This is a genomic window from Flavobacterium sp. Leaf82, from assembly GCF_001422725.1.
In the GTDB taxonomy this organism is placed as follows: Bacteria; Bacteroidota; Bacteroidia; order Flavobacteriales; family Flavobacteriaceae; genus Flavobacterium.
On the sequence record NZ_LMMA01000005.1, the window covers coordinates 129,119 to 135,802 of the forward strand.

Consider the following 6,684-nt stretch of genomic DNA (forward strand, 5'->3'; position numbering starts at 1 on the left):
TTTATAGAGGGAATTCAAAAAAGGCCCTAAATCCTTTATTAGGAGCGGTATCAATATCAATTTTTCCTTTTATGGCAAGAATTCTGTTCTCTACATTATAAAGCCCATTTTTAAATGTTATATGGTTTAAATCAATACCTTTTCCGTTATCCTTATATATAACAATAATACTTTTATCTGTCGTAGTAAATGTAATAGAAACTAAGGCTGCATTACTATGTTTTTTCATGTTTACAAGTAATTCCTGCAGTACTCTGTACACCGTTATTTTTTTGTTTTTTTCAATTTCATTCCACGATATATCATCTATACCATTTAATATAAGATTAATGTTTGGGGTATTAAATCCCGCAATCATATCTTTTAAGTAAAAAATATATTTTTCTGAAGTAATAATCGGAGTGTTCTCTTTTGATATATCACGTGTTCTTGAATATATGGCATCAAGATTATTTAATAATTGCTCTCTGTTTTCGCTTATAGAAAGGTTTTTATTTTCAGCAAACGCCATTGTATGATAGATATCGTTTGCAAGTTCATCATGTAGTTTTTTAGCAATACGCGTTTCACTATCATAAGTAGCTTCAATTTTTTCTTTATTTCCTCTGGATGTCAAGTAAAAATAAAGTACTAAAATAAGACTGAGAGTAAGAACAATAATAATATAGGAAATAATGTTTCTGTTTTTTTGTTTTTCCAACTGAAGTTGGTTTTCTACCTTATGAGTCCTCAGTTTTAAATTTTCATCCCTGTCTCTTTTTGAGTCATATTTAATTTTGGCAAACTGATTTTTTGCTTTTTGTCTGAATTCAAATATACTATCAACTAAATTCACATAGATCACAGAATATTTTTTCAATTCCTGATCAGAACTATTTTTGATCAATAATTTTAAAGATGACATCCTATCATCTACATTCTTACTAATGCTAAATTGTTTGTAGCTCAAAACCATGTATTTTTTTGCTAACAAAGGATTACTCTTCTCGTAGAATTTCGCTAAGTGAAGATAACTTTTTCCTAAATCAAAAGGTCTTTGTTCCTTTTGTCTTATCTCGAGACTTTTATTAAAATAATCAATTGCTTTTTTAAAGTCATTTGTTTTAAAATAGCAATAACCTGTATTATCAAGTACTTTAGCATAAAACTCATCATCACTTGTTACTTCTTTTTTTGTTATTAAACGAAGAAACACTTCCAGAGATTCATTGTATTTTTCTTCTTCCATCAAAATAACCGCAATATTGTTTTCTGCAGCTAATTTTTGCCACGGCTTTGATTTTAATTCAAAAGCTTTTTGATTGTATAATATTGCTTTTTTATAATCATAAGTGTTTAAATAATTTATACTTAAAGTGATGTAAGTATTCCATGCATAGTCTGGGTTCTTGATATATTTTAAATAAGGAATTGCTTCAGTTACTGTAGATTCACTCCCAACATAATCGGCTTGATTTTGTTGGATTTCTGCCATTCGGTTTACAATGCCAACAAAATTTTCTGAATCTTTTATTGGATTACAAATGAACTTTACCTTATTATAATAGTAAAAAGCACTGTCAAAATTTTTATTATTATAAAAGCGGTCAGCTACAACAATAAGTTTTTTAACTTCTGCTTTATTGTGTGGAATTATAATAACATCATCATTGTTTTTTTGGCATGAAATTAAAATAAAAAGGACAAAAACAATCTGTAGATAAATTCGTAATCTGTTTGGTATCATGCTCCAAAAGTATAGAATTTAAATATTTAAGAAAAGTAATAAATACACTAATTTGTTTTTATATCATCAAATTCTATTTTTAATTAAATGCAAAAAAGCCCTTAAACTTTAAGGGCCTTTCCGGTTGTGAGCATTGTTGTTTATATTATACTGCTCTCATTCCAGTAGCTATTGCTAATCTGTTCCATGAATTTATGGTTATTATAAGTAAGATGATTTCAGCAAGATACTTTTCATCAAATAAACGAGCAGCATTTTGATATACTTCTTCAGATACATGATTGCTAATCATCGTAATCTCTTCTGTCAAAGCTAAAATTGCTTTTTCTTCTTCAGTATATAAATCTGCCTCACGCCATGCACTTAACAAATATATGCGTTGCTCAGATATACCATGTTTTCTGGCATCGGCAGTATGCATGTTTATGCAGTATGCACAGCCATTAATTTGTGAAGCACGAATTTTTATTAATTCTTTGTGTATTGGAGTTAGAGAAGTAGTAGAAATGTATTTTTCTAAATTCATTAAGGCTTGATATGCTTCCGGAGCAACTGTTGGAATAACAATTCTTGGTTTCATTTTTATTTATTTTTTAAAGTTTGGTACAAAGGTCTGAGATACCTACTTTAAAAAACTTGAAGTACTTCAAGAAATGATGTTAGATCTTTCCGGATCTGATTTTGCTCATAAATTCTGCAGAGAAATCAAGATAGGAGGCAAGCATATATTGCGGAACACGTTGTACAAATTCTGGGTATAAGTCGTTAAAGTGATGATATCTCTCTTCAGCCGACATTGTAAATAAGAACTTGATTCGCATTTGAGCTGCACCAAAAGATTTTTGAGCTACAATTCTAAAATAACGTTCCAGTTTTGGAATCTGTATAAGTATAGTTTCTAAAGTTTGTTTCTCAATAGCAATAACTTCGGATTTCTCAACAGCCTGAATATAAAAATGAGAAGGAGTATGATTATGGTAACTTAGATAATCTGTAATCCACCAATTTTCGATAGCAAATTGCAGTGTTTGTTCAGCGCCTCTATCGTTAATGATATATTGTCGCATGCAGCCTTTTACAATAAAATATAATGTATTGCAAACTTGACCTTCTTCTAATATAAGCTCCTTCTTTTTAATTGTGGAGGAATTTAGAAGTGATTCTAAAATATCAATCTCTGAAGATTCTAATGTTACAATCTTTTCAATATGTTGCAAAAGTGCTTTGTACATGTTTGTCTTTTTTATTGATTTACAAATGTACTTTTAAAATCAATTCTTAAAAGTAAGATATTATAAAGAAGTATAAAAGCAAAAAACCATCCCGTTTAAACGAGATGGTTTTTCTATGATAAGTAAGTAATCTAAATTGAGTTTATAAAACGTTTATTTTACTTTGTTAAGTATTGCTTTGAAAGCTTCAGGGTGATTCATTGCTAAATCTGCAAGAACTTTACGGTTCAATTCGATTCCGTTAGCTTTTACTTTACCCATGAATTGAGAATAAGAAATTCCTTCTAATCTAGCTCCAGCGTTGATACGTTGAATCCATAAAGCACGGAAATTTCTCTTGTTTTGTTTTCTATCGCGGTAAGCGTAGCACATTGCTTTCTCTACTGCATTCTTAGCAACTGTCCAAACGTTTTTACGTCTACCAAAGAAACCTTTGGCTTGCTTCATTATTTTTTTTCTTCTTGCTCTTTTGGCAACTGAATTTACTGCTCTTGGCATAATTTTAATGTGTTTTTGTAGCAGGCGTCCTGAATTAAATCAAAGGAACTTAAAAGCCATACTCCAAGGTTATATTTAAATAATTTTTAACCTAAAGAATTATTAGATAATTCTTAATTGTTGTTTGATGCTTTTCATATCTGTTTTGTGAACTAGCGCTGAGTGTGTCAAAGCTAATTTACGTTTTTTAGATTTTTTAGTCAAGATGTGACTTTTAAAAGCATGCTTTCTTTTAATCTTTCCAGAACCAGTAACTTTGAAACGTTTCTTGGCGCTAGATTTTGTTTTCATTTTAGGCATTTTTCCTAGTGTTTTAATTTATTCTTACTTACTTATATCTTTGTTTCAAATTTACAGTCTCAGTTAGTGAAAACTGAAACTGTAAACTGAGACTATTTCTTCTTTTTAGGAGCAATGAACATAATCATTCTCTTTCCTTCCAAAACCGGCATAGCTTCAACTTTACCATGCTCTTCTAAATCTGTAGCCAAACGTAATAATAAAATTTGTCCCTGATCTTTATAGATGATAGAACGACCTTTAAAGAATACAAATGCTTTTAATTTAGCACCTTCTTTTAGGAACTTCTCAGCATTCTTTCTTTTAAATTCATAATCATGCTCATCTGTCTGAGGACCAAATCTAATTTCTTTTACTACAACCTGCGTAGACTTAGCTTTTAATACCTTATCACGTTTCTTTTGTTCGTAAACAAATTTCTTGTAATCCATGATTTTACAAACCGGCGGCTCAGCGTTTGGCGAGATTTCAACCAAATCCAATTCGAATTGATCTGCTAAACGTAAAGCTTCAGCAAGCTTAAATACACCTGGTTCGATGTTCTCGCCTACTAGTCTTACTTCTTGTACACCACGAATATTGTTATTTATTCTGTGTGCATCTTTTTTTTCTACTCGAGGTTGGTAACCTCTGTTGCTTCTTATTGCTATGACTTTATAATTTAAGTTAAACTGTAAAAACTTTTAATGTCTTTTTTATTTCTTCGTTTACAATAGCGACAAATTCATCAATTGTAACTGTAATATTCCCTTTTCCTTCTTGACCGTGACGACGGATAGAAATAGTTCCATTTTTCTCCTCTTCCTCACCTACAATAAGCATAAACGGTATTTTCTGCATTTCAGCATCTCTAATTTTCTTACCAATAGTCTCGCTTCGGTTGTCAATTAGGGCGCGAATTTCGTGATTTTCTAGCAAATCTAAAACTTTTTTAGCATATATTTCGTATTTCTCGCTCAAAGACAAGATTATAGCCTGTTCCGGCATTAGCCAAAGTGGGAAATTTCCTGCAGTGTGCTCTAATAAAATTGCTATAAAACGTTCCATAGATCCAAAAGGAGCTCTGTGAATCATAACAGGGCGATGTAATTCATTATCAGCACCTTTGTATGTTAATTCAAAACGCTCAGGAAGGTTGTAATCAACCTGAATAGTTCCCAATTGCCATTGTCTTCCTAAAGCATCTTTAACCATGAAGTCAAGCTTCGGACCATAAAAAGCAGCCTCGCCATATTCTACAACAGTATTCAATCCTTTGTCAGCAGCGGCATTGATAATAGCATTTTCAGCTTTCTCCCAGTTTTCGTCAGAACCAATGTATTTATCTCTGTTTTCCTGATCTCTTAACGAAATTTGAGCAGTAAAGTTTTCAAAACCTAACGAACCAAATACATATAGTACCAAGTCAATTACTTTTTTAAACTCTTCATCTAATTGCTCCGGAGTACAAAAAATATGCGCATCATCCTGAGTAAACCCTCTAACACGAGTTAAACCGTGCAATTCACCAGATTGCTCATATCTATATACAGTACCAAATTCAGCATAACGCTTAGGTAAATCTTTATATGACCATGGTCTTACGTTATATATTTCGCAGTGGTGAGGGCAGTTCATTGGTTTTAATAAAAACTCTTCACCTTCAGCAGGAGTATGGATTGGCTGAAAACTATCAGCACCATATTTTGCATAGTGTCCAGAAGTAACATAAAGTTCCTTTTGTCCAATATGTGGAGTAACTACTTGCTCGTAACCTGCTTTCTTTTGAGCTTTCTTTAAAAATTGCTCCAAACGATCTCTAAGTGCGGCACCTTTAGGTAACCATAAAGGTAAACCTTGCCCAACTTTTTGAGAGAAAGCAAACAATTCAAGTTCCTTGCCAAGTTTACGGTGATCACGACGTTTGGCCTCTTCAAGAAGTTCAAGATATTCAGTCAAATCCTTTTGTTTAGGAAAAGAAGTTCCGTAAACACGAGTCAATTGTTTGTTTTTCTCATCACCTCTCCAGTAAGCACCGGCAACACTCATGATTTTAAAAGCCTTGATGATTCCAGTATTTGGGATGTGTCCACCTCTACATAAATCAGTAAAAGTAGCATGATCACAAAAAGTAATAGTTCCGTCTTCAAGATTCGAAATCAATTCAGTCTTGTAAACGTTATCTTTATATAATTCTAATGCATCGGCTTTACTAACCGGACGCATTTTAAATTCGTGTTTTCCTCTTGAAATCTCCAAAACGCGATCTTCAATCTTTTTAAAATCAGCATCAGTGATTTTTTGATCTTCAAAATCTACATCATAGTAAAAACCATTTGAAATTGCAGGTCCTAGAGTTAATTTAATTCCAGGAAACAATTCCTCAAGAGCTTGCGCCATTACGTGCGAAGTCGAATGCCAGAAAGCTTTCTTGCCTTCCGCATCGTTCCAAGTATATAAAACAAGACTACCGTCGGTCGTCAATGGAGTTTCGGTTTCTATTGTTGTACCATTAAAAGAAGCAGAAATCACATTTCTTGCAAATCCTTCACTAATGCTTTTAGCAACCTCCATCGGAGTTACGCCTGAAGCAAACTCTCTAATCGACCCATCGGGTAAAGTAATCTTAATCATTGTTTATAATTTTGTGAATGCAAATATAACGCATTACAAAAATACATACAATATATATATTCATGTTTATACTATAATATGTGCGAAGAATATTCATTAAGGTCGCTATCGTTATTTTACTCCTTATATATAAGGACGGTTTCCTTTATATATAAGGAGTGTTTGATTAATGATCGTTTCTTCGTTTTTAAATGTATTTAAGTATTTGATTTTTGTTCAGGAGCTATTTCCCGCTATCCGTTCCAATCTTTTGTGCCGAACACCGGCACAAAAGGATTTCCACTTCTATCCGGGCTAGGGCATAGGTTTTCATAA

Annotated in this window: 7 protein-coding genes; all 7 read right to left on the reverse strand. The window is 32.3% G+C overall.

The window, feature by feature from the left end; all coding sequences use genetic code 11:
• Position 1: 1 nt before the first annotated feature.
• The 7 genes from ASF10_RS06115 to thrS all read right to left on the reverse strand — a co-directional run bounded on the left by ASF10_RS06115 (position 2) and on the right by thrS (position 6,369).
• A complete protein-coding gene (locus ASF10_RS06115; RefSeq protein ID WP_056246764.1) occupies positions 2 to 1,726 on the reverse strand; it encodes a tetratricopeptide repeat-containing sensor histidine kinase in 1,725 nt (574 codons plus the stop codon).
• Positions 1,727 to 1,871: 145 nt separating this feature from the next.
• On the reverse strand, positions 1,872 to 2,306 hold the full coding sequence (locus ASF10_RS06120; protein WP_056246766.1) for a carboxymuconolactone decarboxylase family protein: 435 nt from the start codon (positions 2,304 to 2,306) through the stop codon (positions 1,872 to 1,874).
• Positions 2,307 to 2,385: 79 nt separating this feature from the next.
• Entirely contained in the window at positions 2,386 to 2,958 is a 573-nt protein-coding gene (locus ASF10_RS06125; RefSeq protein ID WP_056246767.1) for a Crp/Fnr family transcriptional regulator, read from the reverse strand.
• Positions 2,959 to 3,111: 153 nt separating this feature from the next.
• The gene (gene rplT, locus ASF10_RS06130) at positions 3,112 to 3,456 is read right to left on the reverse strand and encodes a 50S ribosomal protein L20 (protein ID WP_056246768.1); all 345 of its coding nucleotides are present in this window, start codon (positions 3,454 to 3,456) and stop codon (positions 3,112 to 3,114) included.
• A 102-nt stretch (positions 3,457 to 3,558) separates the two neighbouring features.
• Entirely contained in the window at positions 3,559 to 3,756 is a 198-nt protein-coding gene (gene rpmI, locus ASF10_RS06135) for a 50S ribosomal protein L35 (RefSeq protein ID WP_022827375.1), read from the reverse strand.
• A gap of 92 nt (positions 3,757 to 3,848) precedes the next feature.
• Positions 3,849 to 4,400 carry a translation initiation factor IF-3 gene (gene infC / locus ASF10_RS23895; RefSeq protein ID WP_072974136.1) on the reverse strand — a complete coding sequence of 184 codons (552 nt, stop codon included), beginning with the start codon at positions 4,398 to 4,400 and terminating at the stop codon, positions 3,849 to 3,851.
• 22 nt (positions 4,401 to 4,422) lie between these two features.
• Positions 4,423 to 6,369 (reverse strand): threonine--tRNA ligase, encoded by a 1,947-nt coding sequence (gene thrS / locus ASF10_RS06145; RefSeq protein WP_056246770.1) that lies wholly within the window; start codon positions 6,367 to 6,369, stop codon positions 4,423 to 4,425.
• Positions 6,370 to 6,684 lie beyond the last annotated feature (315 nt).

Bases quoted from the DNA above. Each gene is read 5' to 3' on its own strand.
- ASF10_RS06115 (WP_056246764.1), bottom strand. From the start codon at position 1,726: ATGATACCAAACAGATTACGAATTTATCTACAGATTGTTTTTGTCCTT.
- ASF10_RS06120 (WP_056246766.1), bottom strand. From the start codon at position 2,306: ATGAAACCAAGAATTGTTATTCCAACAGTTGCTCCGGAAGCATATCAA.
- ASF10_RS06125 (WP_056246767.1), bottom strand. From the start codon at position 2,958: ATGTACAAAGCACTTTTGCAACATATTGAAAAGATTGTAACATTAGAA.
- rplT (WP_056246768.1), bottom strand. From the start codon at position 3,456: ATGCCAAGAGCAGTAAATTCAGTTGCCAAAAGAGCAAGAAGAAAAAAA.
- rpmI (WP_022827375.1), bottom strand. From the start codon at position 3,756: ATGCCTAAAATGAAAACAAAATCTAGCGCCAAGAAACGTTTCAAAGTT.
- thrS (WP_056246770.1), bottom strand. From the start codon at position 6,369: ATGATTAAGATTACTTTACCCGATGGGTCGATTAGAGAGTTTGCTTCA.